14 protein-coding genes are annotated in these 14,333 nt (G+C 67.8%); 4 read left to right on the top strand and 10 right to left on the bottom strand.

What is annotated here, in order from left to right; translation table 11 throughout:
- Positions 1 to 86: 86 nt before the first annotated feature.
- Together NRB20_RS00825 and NRB20_RS00820 are read right to left on the bottom strand one after the other, a co-directional pair.
- Positions 87 to 743 carry a maleylpyruvate isomerase N-terminal domain-containing protein gene (locus tag NRB20_RS00825; RefSeq protein WP_319944274.1) on the bottom strand — a complete coding sequence of 219 codons (657 nt, stop codon included), beginning with the start codon at positions 741 to 743 and terminating at the stop codon, positions 87 to 89.
- A gap of 96 nt (positions 744 to 839) precedes the next feature.
- On the bottom strand, positions 840 to 1,316 hold the full coding sequence (locus NRB20_RS00820; protein ID WP_194289677.1) for a hypothetical protein: 477 nt from the start codon (positions 1,314 to 1,316) through the stop codon (positions 840 to 842).
- Between NRB20_RS00820 and NRB20_RS37430 the strand changes: the two genes are divergently transcribed.
- A complete protein-coding gene (locus NRB20_RS37430; RefSeq protein ID WP_194289676.1) occupies positions 1,296 to 1,568 on the top strand; it encodes a hypothetical protein in 273 nt (90 codons plus the stop codon). The genes NRB20_RS00820 and NRB20_RS37430 overlap by 21 nt on opposite strands.
- A 38-nt stretch (positions 1,569 to 1,606) precedes the next feature.
- On the opposite strand, the gene NRB20_RS00815 is transcribed toward NRB20_RS37430, so the two are convergent.
- The 4 genes from NRB20_RS00815 to NRB20_RS00800 all read right to left on the bottom strand — a co-directional run bounded on the left by NRB20_RS00815 (position 1,607) and on the right by NRB20_RS00800 (position 4,809).
- Positions 1,607 to 2,215 carry a TetR/AcrR family transcriptional regulator gene (locus NRB20_RS00815; RefSeq protein ID WP_319944273.1) on the bottom strand — a complete coding sequence of 203 codons (609 nt, stop codon included), beginning with the start codon at positions 2,213 to 2,215 and terminating at the stop codon, positions 1,607 to 1,609.
- Between the two features lie 74 nt (positions 2,216 to 2,289).
- Entirely contained in the window at positions 2,290 to 3,630 is a 1,341-nt protein-coding gene (locus tag NRB20_RS00810; RefSeq protein ID WP_153407252.1) for a cytochrome P450, read from the bottom strand.
- A gap of 81 nt (positions 3,631 to 3,711) precedes the next feature.
- Positions 3,712 to 3,954 carry a hypothetical protein gene (locus tag NRB20_RS00805; protein WP_153407251.1) on the bottom strand — a complete coding sequence of 81 codons (243 nt, stop codon included), beginning with the start codon at positions 3,952 to 3,954 and terminating at the stop codon, positions 3,712 to 3,714.
- Between the two features lie 207 nt (positions 3,955 to 4,161).
- Positions 4,162 to 4,809, bottom strand: coding sequence for a TetR/AcrR family transcriptional regulator (locus NRB20_RS00800; protein WP_153407250.1), 648 nt, complete (start codon positions 4,807 to 4,809; stop codon positions 4,162 to 4,164).
- Between the two features lie 159 nt (positions 4,810 to 4,968).
- Here NRB20_RS00800 and NRB20_RS00795 point away from each other — a divergent pair, with 159 nt between their 5' ends.
- The gene (locus NRB20_RS00795; RefSeq protein ID WP_319944272.1) at positions 4,969 to 6,348 is read left to right on the top strand and encodes an NAD(P)/FAD-dependent oxidoreductase; all 1,380 of its coding nucleotides are present in this window, start codon (positions 4,969 to 4,971) and stop codon (positions 6,346 to 6,348) included.
- A gap of 742 nt (positions 6,349 to 7,090) precedes the next feature.
- Complete coding sequence (locus tag NRB20_RS00790; RefSeq protein WP_153407248.1) at positions 7,091 to 9,166, top strand: AMP-binding protein; 2,076 nt, start codon at positions 7,091 to 7,093, stop codon at positions 9,164 to 9,166.
- Between the two features lie 206 nt (positions 9,167 to 9,372).
- Here the strand turns inward: NRB20_RS00790 and NRB20_RS00785 are convergent, their stop codons facing one another.
- From NRB20_RS00785 to NRB20_RS00775, 3 genes are all read right to left on the bottom strand, one after another.
- Positions 9,373 to 10,323, bottom strand: a complete 951-nt coding sequence (locus tag NRB20_RS00785) for an FAS1-like dehydratase domain-containing protein (RefSeq protein WP_194289675.1) — start codon at positions 10,321 to 10,323, stop codon at positions 9,373 to 9,375.
- Positions 10,324 to 11,074: 751 nt separating this feature from the next.
- Positions 11,075 to 11,221, bottom strand: coding sequence for a DUF1059 domain-containing protein (locus NRB20_RS00780; RefSeq protein WP_153407246.1), 147 nt, complete (start codon positions 11,219 to 11,221; stop codon positions 11,075 to 11,077).
- A gap of 54 nt (positions 11,222 to 11,275) precedes the next feature.
- Positions 11,276 to 11,542, bottom strand: coding sequence for a hypothetical protein (locus NRB20_RS00775; protein WP_153407245.1), 267 nt, complete (start codon positions 11,540 to 11,542; stop codon positions 11,276 to 11,278).
- 133 nt (positions 11,543 to 11,675) lie between these two features.
- Between NRB20_RS00775 and NRB20_RS00770 the strand changes: the two genes are divergently transcribed.
- Positions 11,676 to 13,340 carry a 4Fe-4S binding protein gene (locus NRB20_RS00770; protein ID WP_153407244.1) on the top strand — a complete coding sequence of 555 codons (1,665 nt, stop codon included), beginning with the start codon at positions 11,676 to 11,678 and terminating at the stop codon, positions 13,338 to 13,340.
- A 28-nt stretch (positions 13,341 to 13,368) separates the two neighbouring features.
- On the opposite strand, the gene NRB20_RS00765 is transcribed toward NRB20_RS00770, so the two are convergent.
- Complete coding sequence (locus tag NRB20_RS00765; protein ID WP_153407243.1) at positions 13,369 to 14,244, bottom strand: SDR family NAD(P)-dependent oxidoreductase; 876 nt, start codon at positions 14,242 to 14,244, stop codon at positions 13,369 to 13,371.
- Positions 14,245 to 14,333: the final 89 nt, after the last annotated feature.

The following is a 14,333-nucleotide window of genomic DNA, read 5'->3' as shown; positions in this document are numbered from 1 at the left end:
CGAGCGGTCCGGGTGTTCAGGGACGGGAACATTCAATAGATACACCAACCGGCAGGACCTGTCCCGCTGGTTGGCCGGGTGTTCACTCAGCCCAGGACGAAGGGCAACTTGTCGGCCAGCGCACCCAGTTCGTCGCGCTCGGTGGCGCTGGGCGCGCGGCGTCCGGTGCCGATCAACAGGGCGTCGCGGTCCGGCAGAGTGGACGGGAACGTCGCACCGGCGATCTGCTCGAGCATGTGCCGGGCGTGCGCGAGACTCGCGGCGGGCGGTTCGGGTTCCCCGGGCAGCTGCGCGATCAGATCGAGGTGGTGCAGCGTCCACTCCAGTACGTAGGCGTCGAGATAGTCTGCGGTGGTGAGGATTTCGCCCCGGGTGGCGACGCGGCGGTCCGGATCGGCGAGTTCGGCCGCGCGCCCGGCGGCCGAGGCGACGTCGTCGAAATGCAGTTTCAGCAGCTGCGGCGCCTGATAGGCCGCGGCCAGCCGCACGATCAGCGCGTCGAGCGGATCGTCACCGGTGGGTGTGGTGGCGCCGATGTCCCAGTACGACAGCGCGGTGCGGGTCGGTTCGGCCGCGGCCGGGGTGACCAGCGTGATCAGAACGTCCTGAGCGCCGATGAGCAAGTGGCACACCAGATCTCGCACCAGCCACCCGGTGCATCCGGATGGCAGCGCGAAGTCCTCGTCGTGCAGTTCGGCTATCGTGGCGCGCAGTGCCGACCACGAGTGTGCGAAGAGATCCACCGGCGCAAGCTAGCAGCGTCGAGCGGGTGTTGTGAACGTTTCCCGATCCGGCGAAGGGGATATTCCGGGCCGGGGCGAGCCGATCGGGCGCACGGACTATGCCGAACCGGCCGAGCCGAGGACGGACAGCAGTATCAGCAGCAGCGGAACGACGATCGGGATCAGCAATCCGAGTGCCCCGGGCCGCTGGAACAGCGGCTTACCCGGATCCATCGGGCGGCCCGGCATACCCGGCAGCGGCGGCGCGAGCTTCGAAATGCTGTTGTAGGCAGCGAGATTGATCAACATCGTGATCGGATTGATGATCGAGGACGCCACACCCCACCAGCCCAGCCACGCGCTCTCCACGGTCATCCGCCGGTAGGTGGACAGCCCGCAGTCGCGGCAGAACGGCCCCGACATCCGCAGGAACTGCATGAAGACGATGAAGCCGCGATGTCCCCGGATGGTCACCGCCGCGGCCGGGGTCGCGCCGCAGTGCGCGCAATACACCATCGGCTGCTGCATCATGGGCTGCTGTACGGGTTGCTGCTGCATCATCGGCTGCTGCATGTGCTGTTGCTGTCGCATCATGGGCTGCTGCATATGCTGTTGCGGCGGCGGCATCATCGGCTGCGCCTGTGGTGGAACACCGTGCAGCGCACCAGGATTCGTCATGTTCATACCCCTACCCCCGAACACGGCGGCGACGCCGCGATCGATCCGAGAAAATTGATCCGAAATGAAGCTGGGCGCGAATGTTACCCGGACATTCCGCGGGTCGCCAACCTCATTTCGAAGGCTCGGCGTGAAACCGACATTTCGGTGAAAACGGTTGGCGCGTAAACGGTTCCCGTTGTCGTTTCAACACCGACACGCGCGCCTCACCGCGGCCCGATGAGCGCGATCGCGGTCTCCACCGCGACATCGACGATCTCGCCGATATCCCCGCCCGCCTCGACGGTGGAGGCGATGAGTTCGCGGTACCCGCCGTACAGGATCGTCGCCATCGCCCGCGAGGGCGGATGCAGTTCTGCCGACTGGAATTGCGGTGTGGCGGTGAGGTTTCGGATCAGGGTGACGAACGCGTCGCCGGTCGTGCGATGTAGTTCCCGGGCGTCGTCGCCGAGGGCGGGGATGTCGCGGATCCAGGCCAGCGTGATCGTCGGATCGTGCTGGGAGGCCGCGATCCACGCCTCGATCGCCTGCCGGACCTGGATGTCCCACGCGGCCGCGGGATCGACCGCCTGATAGATCTGCCGGATCGTATCGCTGTTGCGTTCGGCCAGCAGTTCGATGAAACAGTCCTGCTTACTGCTGAAATGTTCGTAGAAGGTGCGCCGCGAGGTGCGGGCCTCGCGCACCACATCCGCGACGGTGGCCTCCCGGTAGCCGTGTTTGCGCACCGTCTCGGCCATACCGTCGAGCAGCCGACGCCGGAATCCGGGTTCGGCCGCGGCGGCGGGGCTGGATTCGGGCTCGGCGCGGGTCACCGTTCGAGCGTAGTGGCCGCGCCCGTGCCCGACCACATCCGCACGCTGCCGCCGATGGCTCGATCGCCCGGTGCTCAGGCGTTGGCCTCGGCCTGCTCGACCACGTCGATCGTGGGCCGGACGGCGCGGCGGTGGACCACCGCGCGGCCCTTGCGGCCGGGAGCCAGTGCCACGCCACGGAAGTGTGGGCGTTCGTCCGGCGCGTCGGTCGGTTCGAGCGTGAAGTCCCGCAGCAGGGTGCGCAGCACGACGTTCATCTCCAACGTCGCGAACGACGCCCCGATGCACCGGCGCGCGCCGCCGCCGAACGGAATCCAGCTGAACGTCCCCGGCCGCGCGCCCAGGAACCGATCCGGATCGAAGGTGCGCGCCCGGGGGAACAGTTCCTCGTTGTCGTGCATGAGCCGAATGCTGACCAGCACGTTCTGCCCCTTCGGCAGCGTCCACCGGCCCAGTCGCAGTTCCTCGACGCGGATCTGCCGGGGCGTCACATCGATCACCGGCCGCACCCGCTGCACCTCCAGCAGAGTCGCCTCGCGCAGTTCCGAACCGCCCGCGTCGGCCTCGGATACCAAGCGGCGCAGCACATCCGGGTGACGGCGCAGTCGCTCGACGGTCCAGGCCAGGGTGGTCGCGGTGGTTTCGTGACCGGCGGTGAGCAGCGTGAGCAGTTCGTCGGCGATCTCGCTGCGGGACATGGCCGTACCGTCGTCGTACCGGGATTGCAGCAGCATCGTCAGTACGTCGTCGCGGCCGTCGAGTCCGGCGGCCTCGGCGCGATCGATGAGGCGATCCACGATCCGGTCGTAGCGGCGGCGATGGGTGGCGAATCGTGCCCAGGGACCGAAGCGGCCCAGCAGGTTTCGCGGGATCGGCAGGGCGACCAGCGCCGAACCGAGCAGCACGATCCTGGGCAGGACCGCGCGCAGTTCGTCGAATTCCGCGCCGTCCGCGCCGAAGACCGCGCGCAGGATCGCGTTGAGGGTGATCCGCATCATCGATTCCATCGTGGCGAATTCCCGGTTCGAGGGCCACGAGGCCATCTCCCGGACGGCCTCCTGCTCGATCATCTCCTCGTACGCCTGCAACCGGCGGCCGTGGAACGGCGGGGTGAGCAGTTTGCGCTGCTTGCGGTGCTCGTCGCCGGTGATCGAGAACAGTGAGCCCGGCCCGAGGACCTGACCGAGGTTCACATCCATGTTGTCGGCCACCTCGGGACCCGCGGTGAACAGCGCCTTCACCTCGGCCGGATCGGACAGCACGACGGTGCGGCCCAGGCGCGGGGTGGTGACGGTGAACGCCGAACCGTAGCGATCGTGCAGGCGTCGCCAGGCCCGCGTGCGCCCGGACAGGATCTCCAGGATCTGTACGAAGCCCGGTGACGTCGGTCCGCCGGGCAGTCCCACTGTGGTCATCCGCAACCCCTCGCGCTCTGGTACGTCTCTGTACCAGAGGTACGGTACGCGCACGTACCGGGTGGCGGCAAGGGGTGCGGATCAGCGCCAGAGACGGCGGCAGGGCAGCGGGCGCAGATCGGGCCGGATCTTGCGATCCACGGTGATGGCCAGACCGCTTCGCACTGCGGCAGAGGCGAATTCGCACGCCTCGGTATATGTTGCGGCGTATTCGAGAACGAGATCGCCGGTGGTGTCCTGATTCTCGAAATACACGATGACCCTGCGGGTCGGGCGGTCACTGCACGTGCAGTTGCCGTCGGCGGGATGTGTCGTGCCCGTCATGTCGTGCTCCTTTGCATCGCGCTCCGAACGATCCGGTCGGCGGATCCTCGAAGCGACGGCGACGGATTCCACGGTAGGTTCGGCCGGGCGCGGTGAACAGGTTTCATGGCGGTGTTCGGGCAGGTCACAGCGGCCCCCGCCGGGACTTGGTGCACGCGGACATCACAGGCGGGACATTGCGCCCTACAATGCCGTGCCCGGCCGGGCTCACTCCGGCGGCGCGGTGCGCTCGCCGTAGACGGTCAGCCAGATCGTGCGGCCGAGGGTGTGTGCCAGCAGATTGTCGTCCGGTGCCGGATCGGCGAGGAACGCGTACTGGATGGAGCGTTCGACCATGGCGGTCAACACGATCGCGGTCGTCACCGGATCGATCGAGGTATCGATGCGACCCGCGGCCTGCTCCCGGACCAGCCGCTCGCACACCACGGCCACGAAGCGCGCGATCCGGCCCTGCCAGTACGCCCCGACCTCCCGGTCGTAGGCCGCGACCTCGATCAGCGCCTGGAGCAGATGTCCGTGGGCGCGCGCACCGGCGATCATCGCGTGCATGGCCGCGCGCACGCCGGGCTCACCCTCGGAATGATCCTGGGACCACCAGGTTTCGGCGGTGCCGAACAGGTCGGCGGTGGCCAATTCGGCCATCCGGATCAGCAGCCGGCTCTTGTCCGGGAAGTAGCGGTAGAAGGTGGAACGGGCCATCTCGGCCTCGGCGGCGATGCGCTGGACGGCGATCTCGGTGAAGGAGGTCCCGTCGGACAGCAGTCGGTCGACCGCGGCCAGTACCCGGCGTTCGATGGCCTCCCGGTGTCCGTCGCGTTCCCCGCGCGCCCGGGAGATCCGGGTCAGCGAGGCCATGGGCGGTCGGTTCCGAGTGGTGCGGGCATGCGGCCATTGTGCCGTAGACGTCGGCGGCGGTGTCGAATCCGGGGCGCTTGACATCATTGCGCCGACCTCTCATCCTCCTTTATAGGACATAGTGTCCGAACATAGTGTCCCGTACTGGTGGGAGGCGCCGTGGGCGCAGCACAGACCGACGTCGTGATCGTCGGAACCCGTTGTGCCGGAACGGCTACCGCGATCGCGTTCGCGCGGGCCGGTCGCCGGGTGATCGGCCTGGACAGTGCCTCGTTTCCGTCCGAGACGTTGTCCACACATCTGCTGTGGTCCTCGGGAGTGTTCGAACTGCGGCAGCTCGGCGCGCTCGAACGGGTTCGCGCCCTGGGTGCGCCGCCGCTGACCACGGGGATGGCGGCGGGCGCCGGACACACCGTGGCCGCGCCGTTCACCCCGTACGGCGGGATCGATCACTCGATGTGCGTGCGCCGGGTGGGATTGGATGCGGCACTGGTGGATACGGCCCGCGCGGCGGGCGCCGAACTGCGCGAACAGGTTCGGGTCGACGAGGTGCTGTGGGAGAACGGGCGCGCCTGCGGCGTGCGGTACCACGATCGGGGCGGCGCCTCGCACGAGATCCGCGCGCGCCTGGTCGTCGGCGCGGATGGCCGGCGCAGCACCGTGGCCGAACAGGTCGGCACGACCGAGCCGTATCGCCGCTCGCCCAGCGGTCGGGCCTGCTGCTACGGCTACTGGGAGGACACCGGCGAGGCGGACCGGTCGATCGCCGCGCAGTGGCGGGCCGGGCGGCTGCTGGGCACCGCGTTCCCGTGCGACGACGGGTTGGTGCTGTGCCTGATCCAGCCGCCGGTGGAACTCGCGCCGCGCGGCGTGGGCCGCGCCGAACAGTCCTACCGCGAGATGATCGCCGAAATCCCGGGCCTGGCAACGAGATTGACCGGTTGCACGCTGCGCGGCCGGATCCGCTCGACGGCCGATATCGCCTCCTACTTCCGCCGCTCCACCGGACCCGGCTGGGCGCTGCCCGGCGACGCCGGTCACTTCAAGGACCCGGTGACCGCGCAGGGCATCCGTGACGCCCTGCGCTACGGCAGACTGCTCGGCGAATCCACCGCCGCCGTCCTGGACGACCCGATCGCCCTGGACCGCCGCCTCGCCGAATGGGAACTGCGCCGCGAGACCGACTGCCTGGAGATCTACCAGTACACCAACCGCCTGGCCCGCGGCACCGAGATGAACCCGCTGGAGATCGAGCTCTACCGCGAGGCCGCCGCCGATCCGAAACTCGCTGTCGCGGTGATGGAAACGATCTCCCGCGTCCGCGCCCCCCGCCACATGCTCACCCCGCCCCGCCAACTCCTGCTCGCCACCCGCGCCCTGCGCCACACCCCCGACCCCCGCACCGCCCTGTCCGCCATCACCCTCGAGGCCCGCGACACCCTCACTGAACTCTACGAACGCACCCGAGCCCACCACTCCGGCCTCGCGCCGATACCTGCGACGTCCGCGGAATCTCTTGCTGTTGAGATGAATTCGTAGTGGTGGCTGGGAGTGTTGGGGTCTCGACTGTGACGGACTTTGTGAATATGCCTGTGTCCGGCGCTTCGGCCTGGCGTCGATATCTGTGGGATCCGCGGAAGCCATTGCTGTTGAGATGAATTCGTAGCGGTGGCTGGGAGTGTTGGGGTCTCGGCCGTGGTGGGATTTTGTGAAGGTGCCTGTGTCCGGCGCTCCGGTCTGGCGTCGATGCCTGTGGGATCCGCGGAAGCCATTGCTGTTGAGATGAATTCGTAGCGGTGGCTGGGAGTGTTGGGGTCTCGGCCGTGACGGGGCTTTGTGAATGTGCCTGCGCCCGGCGCTCGGTCTCGCAACGATGCCCGCAGCGTCGGCCGAAGCTGTTCCCTCCCGAATGGCTCCCGGCAGCCTGTAGGGTCTCGGGTCCGGTTCTGCCGCAGCCATCTTGGCGAGTAGCTGGGAGCCCACCTGTTCGTACCGTGTGGATCCGACCTTCTGGGCCACGCCGTAATTGTTGTGGCGCAATGTAGTAGGCGCGGCGGTGGGGCTGGGGTCGATGCCGGGCGGTCCGGCATCGGTGGTGGCGACTTGTCGGCGGGTGGGCGGAACGGGCGGTTCGTGCGGTCCAGTGACGGTGCACCACAGTGGCCGACGAGTGGCTGGTGAGCTCTCCAATAAGGCTTTGAGCAGCGGAAATTCGGGGATTGCGGGGTTAGCTTCGAATTATCGCCGGGCAGTGAGGCCGGGCCGACGGGAGTGCGCGCAGATGGTTACCGAAGTCGTCGAAACCACCGTGGATATGCCGATTCCGCTGGATCGCATCTGGGATGCGCTGAACGATCCGGCCACCTACGCGCGAATGTTCCGGGGGATCGGCGACTGCCGCCCGGTGGTCAGCGCGGGCGAGCGGCTGGACCTGGAATTCCGGATCGGTACGCTGCGCACCGGTGTGCGCCGGGTGGAGGTGCGGTTGATCCCGGGGCGGCCCTATCGCGATCTCGAGCTGTACTGTCCGACGCTGGGCAGCCTGGCCTCGGTGCGCCTGGGCGCGCGACCGGAATGCACCCATGTGGCGGTGACCGTCTTCGCGCCCGGACGCGTCCATCCGATGGTGCCGGAACTACCGAATTCGGCTGTGTCGGAATGGATTCGCGCGGGCCTGCAACGAGTGGCCGAGTACTGCACGGGCGCGCGGACCGCCGTGGTGAAGGACGGTACCGGAGCACCGGTGCGGCGTCAGGTCGTGGTGGCCCGCCAGATGCTGAGTTCCGGTGTGGTGCAGGCACATCGGCTCGATCACGGGGTCCGGCAGCTGGCCGGTCTGGCCAAATGGGGCCTGAGCCTGGCCGGTGGTTACGCGACGGCGTCGGGCTGCACCCCGTCCCGCGCCTGCCTGATCGACGACCGGGCGCACCGCACCTTCGCCGAGCTGCACAAGCGCACCAACGCCCAGGCCCGCGCCCTGCTCGCGCTGGGTATCGATCACCACCACACGGTGGGGTTGCTGAGTCGCAACCACATCGCGACCGTCGAGGCCATGGTCGCCGCGGGTAAGGCGGGCGTCGACCTGATCCTGCTGAACGCGGGACTGTCCGGCCGCCAACTCGAGGAGATCGCCCAGCGCGACCGGATCTCGGTGCTGCTGCTGGACGCGGAGCTGGGACACCTTGTCCGCTACCTGCATCCGGGAATCCAGCGGTTCACCATCGACGGCGATCCGCCCACCCCGGAACGCACCACACTCGAGGAACTCTCGGCCCTGTCGCCCGGCACCTGCCGACGTCCCGCGCGCCCGGGCCGGCTCATCGTGCTGACCTTCGGGACGAGCGGCACACCGAAGGGCGCGCGCCGACCACATCCGGCCGGACTGGATCCGGTGGCGGCCGTGCTGTCCCGGATTCCGCTGCGCATGCACGAGACGATGCTGATCGCCTCGCCGCTGTTCCACACCTGGGGGCTGGGCATCCTGCAACTGAGTACGGCGTTGCGCGCCACGGTCGTGCTGCAACGCCGGTTCGACGCCGAGGCGTGCCTGCGTGCGGTGGCCGAGCACCGGGTGCGCACGCTGGTGCTGGTTCCGACTCTGCTGCAACGGATTCTGGAGTTGCCGCCGCACGTGCGGGCCCGGTACGACACCTCCTCGCTGGAGATCGTCGCCTGCGGTGGCGCGCCGCTGCCGGGCGGGACCGCACTGCATTTCATGAACGCCTTCGGTGACGTGCTCTACAACGTCTACGGCTCCACCGAGGTCTCCTGGGCGACCATCGCCACCCCGCAGGACCTGCGCGAATCACCCGAAACCGTGGGCCGGCCACCGGCCGGGACGACCGTGGCCGTCCTGGGCCCGAACATGCTGCCGGTGCCGGTCGGCGCGGTCGGACGGATCTTCGTCGGCAATCCGATGCTGTTCGACGGCTACGTCAACGCCGCGCCCCCGGACGAGGTCGGCGGCCTGCTGGACACCGGTGATCTGGGCTATCTCGACGTCTCGCACCGCCTGTTCGTGGCCGGACGCGGTGACGAGCTGGTCATCTCCGGCGGCGAGAAATTCTTCCCGCGCCCGGTCGAGGAGGCGCTCGAACATCTGCCGCAGGTGCGGGAGGCGGCCGTGGTCGGCGTCCCGGACGCCGATTTCGGTCAGCGGATGGCCGCGTTCGTGGTCAAGACCGAGGGCAGCGGCCTGGATGCGCAGATGGTGCGGGACTACATCCGCAATCGGCTCGGGCGTTTCGCGGTGCCGCGCGACGTGTCGTTCATTCCGGCGCTGCCGCGCGGTGAGACCGGCAAGATCCTCAAGCGCCTGCTGATCATGCCGAACTCCGGTGCGTCACAGGCGATGTGATCGGGTCGAACGGATCACCGGGACCGGTCGGCACATCTCCAATTCGCCGCGCACGGCATTCCGCCGGATATATCCGGAAACTACAGTGAGAATATGACACCGCAATGCGCGGCCGGTGTCATGAAACCCGCTCGACGGTTCTCACCCTGTCGAACTGTAGGCCCAACGGTCGGGGCCGTCGAGCGGGGCCTCGAAACGACCGGATATCACGCCGGGATATGTTGTCTCGCCCGCACCGCCAGCGACGCACCGGCTCGCACGAACAATCTGCGTCCGGCCGATACCGCGTCCACCGCGATCTCCGCGGTTCCCGTCGAATCGTCGATATCGGTGATACGTCCGCTGAATTCGATGTCGGAGGTTCTCGCCGGTCCGCGCACGCAATAGTGACTGAATTCGGCTCGATAGGTGGTGATCGCCGCGGGATGGTCGAATCGCGAGCCGAGATATCGTGCCAGCCAGCCGAATCGCAATAGTCCGGGGGCCGCACCGGCTGTGGAGGTCAGGTGCGGGAGCCCGTCGTTCATCATGCGGCGGAATCCGGTGATGTCACCGTGGCGTGGCCGAATGACGTTGCGCGGCAACTCGTCTCCGACGCGAAGGCGGTCGGTGTGCGGGCGTTCGAGTGGATCGTGCGGTGGGTGCGTGGTCAGCCGCGCCCGGGCGGTGTCCAGCGCCGGTGAGGTCGCGATGCGGTCGCGAATGCGGGTACCGCAGGACAGCAGGGTGCTCGTCCCGACCTGCACCACGATGCCGAATTTGTCGGTGAGAACTGTTGTGACACAGAACTTCTCGTAGTCGTTGAACTGCTCCGCCGATTCGATGTACACATCCGTGGCGATCACGTCTCCGGCGACGAGCAACCGCCCGATCCGGAGAGTCTGCTCGGTGTGCAGCAACCGCACCGAACCCGAGTCGTCCAGCAGCGTCGGCAGGATCCGGCGTTCGGCCCGCAGCCACAGCAGCGAGGCGAAGGTGGGCGGTGCGACGAGTCCGCCGAATCCGAATGCGGCCGCGGCCTCCGGGGTCGCGTACGCCGGATGGTCGTCGCCGATCATCCGGGCGTACCGGCGGATGTCCTCGGCCCGCACCTCCTGACGTTCCGTGGGGCAATATCGGCGGCCCTCGGAAATATGCGGGCGGCCAACGGAATTCATGGTGCGAGGATGCATGAGGTCTCCTCGGCGGAGGTGGCGAACAGTGGTGGTGCTCGACCGTGCCCACCGGACGGAGTTGGGCCGTCCGGTGGGCCGGGGTCACATATCAGCGCGCGCTCATCGCCGACCCGACATCGGTGAGCGCTGAAAACGCCGGATAGGTGACATATCGCGACGCCCTGCGAGTTTCGGGGAATGGTGGGGCAACTCGCCGGTGCCGCGTATCCGGGTGGTCGAGCACATTCTCGACTTTAGCGGCTGAATGGGGTTCGGAGCACTCGGCCGCCCGGTTCTGTGCATCGGACGGTGTGAGTTCTGTCGATAATGTGCATTTTCCCAACCGAATACTGCGTTCAGGACGCGAGAGCTCGGATTCGGCAGCGAATCTGATAAATGGCGATATCCGTTGTGATGATGCCCAGAGAAATCGCCGATGGTTTCGGCATCGGGCGAAATGCCCCCGATTCCGATAACGGCACGACACAGCGCCCGATGGCATTCATGTCGGAGATTCCGGCATTCGAAGTGGGATTGGGAAGGATATCCGGATGATCACTGTTCTCCTGGACATCGTGCACGTGATACTGGGGACCGGCAGTGCGGCCGTCACCGGTAGCGCGAATACCGGCAGCGCATTCCTGTTCGGCTGATCGGCCGTTCGGCGGTATCGCGCCTGCCGGGTCGTCCCTGGGGCGGCCCGGCAGGGTCCGGACACCGTGCGATGCCGGATCCGCAGGCGCGATGAACCGGATCAGTAGGCGATGAAGAGGATCTCGTCGCGGCTGTAGTTGTGGTCCGGGTGCTTCTCGGACAGGTGCGACTGCGTCTTCTGGATCAGGTCTTCCTCGTCTGTGCCGCGGATGTACTCCCCGCACGGGCAGTTGAGTCGTGTCTTCATGGAATCGCTTCCTTTCGCGATGCGGTGTCGCCCGCGAGGACGGCCCCGTCGATCTCAGTGCCGATTCAGTATGCGATGTGCCACATGGTCGATCGACCGGGACCCGTCGGTGTGGGTGGCGTACCCCTCTCCGGCGTCGAGTAGCGCGCTCGCGTAGAGGGCCGCGAGGCGTTCGGCGGCGATCGGGTCGGCATCGGGTCCGAGTGCGGCCCGCACGCGCAGCTGGATCTGTGCCTCGAGCTGGGAGGTGAGCGCTGGGGCGGCGGGTCGCCCGGCCTCGGAGCGGGTGGCCGAGCCTGCCTCGTACACGGGACCGTACATGTGTCTGAATACTAGTCCGGACAGTAATGATAGACAACATGGGTAAGTGTCGGGCGCGTCACTGGTATTGATTCGGATTACTGTCCGAAATACTATCCAGACACATGTCCAATCGAACCTGTCAGGACGCGCCATGGCCTACGTGATCACTCAGCGCTGCTGCAACGACGCCAGCTGCGTCACCGAATGCCCGGTCGACTGCATCCGCCCGCGACCCGAGGATCCGGGCTTCGCCACGGCCGAGCTGCTGCACATCGACCCCGACACCTGCATCGACTGCGGTGCCTGCGTCGAGGCGTGTCCGGTCGGGGCGATCCACGCCGAGGAGGAGTTGCCGCCGGGCCTCGAGCGGTACGCGGACATCAATGCCGCGTACTTCCGCCATCACCCGCTGGATCTGGGCATCACGCCGGTGACGAGCCCGGTGCGGATCTCGCGCGAGCAGGGGCCGCTGCGGGTCGCCATCGTCGGCACCGGTCCCGCCGCCTGCTACGCCGCCGAACATCTGCTCGGCCGCGGCGAGGTCGAGGTCGAGATGTTCGACCGGCTGCCCGCGCCCTGGGGCCTGGCGCGGTACGGCGTCGCGCCCGACCACTCCGAGACGCGCGGTGTGACGACGATGTTCGCCTCGGCCTTCAAACGCGACGCCGTGCGCTTCCATCTGAATGTCGAAGTCGGGCGCGATATCTCGCACGAGGAGTTGCTCGCGCACGCGCACGCGGTGATCTACGCGGTCGGCGCGTCGGGGGACCGGCGGCTGGACATCCCCGGCGAGGATCTGCCCGGAAGTCATTCGGCGACCGAATTCGTCGCCTGGTACAACGGCCATCCCGACTACGCGGACCGGCGATTCGATCTGTCCGGGGAACGGGCGGTGATCGTCGGCAACGGGAATGTCGCGCTGGACATCGCCCGGGTGCTGACCGCCGATCCGGACACGCTGGCCGGTACGGATATCGCCGATTACGCGTTGGATGCGTTGCGGGAGAGCAATATTCGCGAGGTGTTGCTGCTGGGTCGCCGCGGGTTGACGCATGCGGCGTACACCGGACCGGAATTCCTTGCCTTGGGCGAGCTCCCGGACGTGGATGTGATCATCGATCCGGCGGACCTGGACGGTGTCGAGGCGATACTCGCCGACCCGGCCACCGATCCCACGACCCACCTGAAACTGACTCTGGTACAGGAATACTCGCGCCGTCCCGGCACGGGCACGAACAAGCGGATCGTCTTCCGGTTCCGCACCTCACCGTACGAGGTACTCGGCGCGGAGCGGGCCGAGGCGATCCGGCTGTGCCGCAACGAGATCCGCGACACCGCGGCAGGTTCGATCGCGGTTCCGGTCGCGGCGGACGAGGACCTGGACACCGGCCTCGTGCTGCGCGCGGTCGGCTATCGGGGCGCGCCGATGCCGGACGTCCCGTTCGATCCCGATACCGGAGTCATCCCGAACATTGCTGGGCGAGTGGTGGATTCGACCGGAGTGCCGCAACCGGGCGTCTACGTCGCGGGCTGGATCAAGCGCGGCGCACGCGGCGTCATCGGCACCAACCGAGGCGATGCGGGCGAGACGATCTCGGCCGTGGTGGACGATTTCCGCGCCGGCGGTCTCCGGACCCCGACCGGAGACCGCGATGATCTGCTCGCTCTTCTCACCGCACGCTGCCCGAACCTGGTCGACCGGGACGGCTGGAATCTGATCGACTCCGCCGAACGTGCCAACGGCGCCGAATCCGGCCGCCCCCGAGTCAAATTCACCCGCACCACCGACCTGCTGACCGCGGCGCGCCGCAGCTAGCCGAACCGGTGGCGGGCCTCCGGGCCCGTCACCGCTTCTCGAACAGCGCACCGAGTTCCGCCACGGACCACGGCGGCTGCTGGCCGTGGTCGCGATACCCGATCGCCGACATCGCCGGACGCGCGAAGGTACCCACGAATCCCCCTGCGGCAATGAAGATTTCACCGGTCACCGCCCGCGCGGCGTCCGAGGCGAGGAACAGGTACAGCGCCGCGGCGTATTCCGGCGGCGGTGCGTCCAGCGACCCCTGCATGGTGACCGCGTCGAGCAAGCCGCGTCGATGCAGATCGCGAATGTGTTCCTCGTACTCCGGCCCGGTCGACAGCCGCGTCTTAGCCCCGGGACACACGACATTCACCCGCACGCCGGACTGTTTCAGCTCGGCGGCCATCGCCAGGCTCAGACTGGTGACCGCGCCCTTCCCGGCCGGATACCCGGTACCGCCGTAATCGCCCAGGTAGGCGAACGATCCGGTATTGACGATCGCCCCACCGCGCTCGGCCAGCAGCGGTGCGGCGGCCCGGCAGGTGTGGAACACCGTGGACAGGTGCGAGTCGAGCAGTTCACGCCAATCCGCCACGCTCACATCGAGAATCGAGGATTTGCGCGGTTCGGCGATCCCGGCGCAGTTGATCAGGACATCGATGCCGCCGTACGTCTCGACACACGTGGTGATCAGGCTTCCGGCGACCTGTTCGTCCGCCGCCGACCCCGCGATACCGACGGCTCGCCCGCCCGCGTCGACGATGGTGTCGGTGACTGCGCGCACCGAGGATTCGGTGCGGGAGTTCACCACCACGCCCGCACCCGATGCCGCGAGCAGTTCCGCGACCGCCCGCCCGACGCCGCTACCGCCGCCCACCACGACCGCGCCGCGGCCCGCGAGCAGAGATGTATCGGTCATATCCGTCTCCTCACCGTCCCGGCAGCGAATCCGCGGCCGGTCGAATCTCGGTGCGGGACAGGAATATCCGGACCTCCCGCGCGGCCCGT

It is taken from the genome of Nocardia macrotermitis (assembly GCF_009604405.1).
GTDB classification, from domain to species: Bacteria; Actinomycetota; Actinomycetes; order Mycobacteriales; family Mycobacteriaceae; genus Nocardia; species Nocardia macrotermitis.
This window is presented reverse-complemented; position numbering and strand designations above follow the sequence as displayed.

What these genes read in the sequence shown, in the direction of transcription:
- NRB20_RS00800 (WP_153407250.1), bottom strand. Translation starts at nt 4,809, where the DNA reads ATGGCCTCGCTGACCCGGATCTCCCGGGCGCGCGGGGAACGCGACGGA.
- NRB20_RS00765 (WP_153407243.1), bottom strand. Translation starts at nt 14,244, where the DNA reads ATGACCGATACATCTCTGCTCGCGGGCCGCGGCGCGGTCGTGGTGGGC.
- NRB20_RS00810 (WP_153407252.1), bottom strand. Translation starts at nt 3,630, where the DNA reads ATGACCACAGTGGGACTGCCCGGCGGACCGACGTCACCGGGCTTCGTA.
- NRB20_RS00770 (WP_153407244.1), top strand. Translation starts at nt 11,676, where the DNA reads ATGGCCTACGTGATCACTCAGCGCTGCTGCAACGACGCCAGCTGCGTC.
- NRB20_RS00805 (WP_153407251.1), bottom strand. Translation starts at nt 3,954, where the DNA reads ATGACGGGCACGACACATCCCGCCGACGGCAACTGCACGTGCAGTGAC.
- NRB20_RS00820 (WP_194289677.1), bottom strand. Translation starts at nt 1,316, where the DNA reads ATGATGCGACAGCAACAGCACATGCAGCAGCCGATGATGCAGCAGCAA.
- NRB20_RS00775 (WP_153407245.1), bottom strand. Translation starts at nt 11,542, where the DNA reads ATGTACGGTCCCGTGTACGAGGCAGGCTCGGCCACCCGCTCCGAGGCC.
- NRB20_RS00785 (WP_194289675.1), bottom strand. Translation starts at nt 10,323, where the DNA reads ATGAATTCCGTTGGCCGCCCGCATATTTCCGAGGGCCGCCGATATTGC.
- NRB20_RS00780 (WP_153407246.1), bottom strand. Translation starts at nt 11,221, where the DNA reads ATGAAGACACGACTCAACTGCCCGTGCGGGGAGTACATCCGCGGCACA.
- NRB20_RS00790 (WP_153407248.1), top strand. Translation starts at nt 7,091, where the DNA reads ATGGTTACCGAAGTCGTCGAAACCACCGTGGATATGCCGATTCCGCTG.